This is a genomic window from Pantoea sp. UBA5923 (assembly GCF_002431095.1).
In the GTDB taxonomy this organism is placed as follows: domain Bacteria; phylum Pseudomonadota; class Gammaproteobacteria; order Enterobacterales; family Enterobacteriaceae; genus Pantoea; species Pantoea piersonii.
In genome coordinates this window covers 1042-1568 of the sequence record NZ_DJDN01000058.1, presented here as the reverse complement: position 1 = coordinate 1568, position 527 = coordinate 1042, and the positions used below count along the sequence as shown (strand labels likewise).

General features: G+C 58.4%; 1 protein-coding gene. It reads left to right on the top strand.

What is annotated here, in order from left to right; genetic code table 11:
- Window positions 1–222: 222 nt before the first annotated feature.
- Window positions 223–527: ATP-binding cassette domain-containing protein (locus tag B3797_RS13890; RefSeq protein ID WP_311791377.1), on the top strand; the 305-nt coding region annotated here is incomplete at its 3' end.

Genomic DNA, 527 nt, shown 5'->3' with positions numbered 1-527 from the left:
CTGCTGGTGAGCGACAGCGCGCCGGACAAGGCGCTGGCGGAGTGGCTGGCGCAGCAGCCGCTGCCGCTGCGTCTGCCCGATTCAGCCTGACCCTGCCTTTTCTCTTTACGCGTAACAACCTTGCGCGCCCGGAATAATCCCGGCGCGCGGCTGGGATTAGCCAGGCAAAAAGGCTAAACTTCGTCACTAATTCACCCACCAGAATCAGAGGCTCATTACAACGTGGCTCAATTCGTCTATAGCATGCATCGCGTCGGTAAAGTGGTACCGCCGAAGCGTCATATTCTGAAGAACATCTCCCTCAGCTTTTTCCCGGGCGCAAAAATCGGCGTGCTTGGCCTGAACGGCGCGGGTAAATCAACGCTGCTGCGCATCATGGCGGGCATCGATAAAGATATCGAAGGGGAAGCGCGTCCGCAGCCGGGCATCAAAGTGGGTTATCTGCCGCAGGAGCCGCAGCTCAACCCGGAACAGACAGTACGCGAATCTATTGAAGAAGCGGTCTCCGAAGTGGTCGGCGCGCTGAA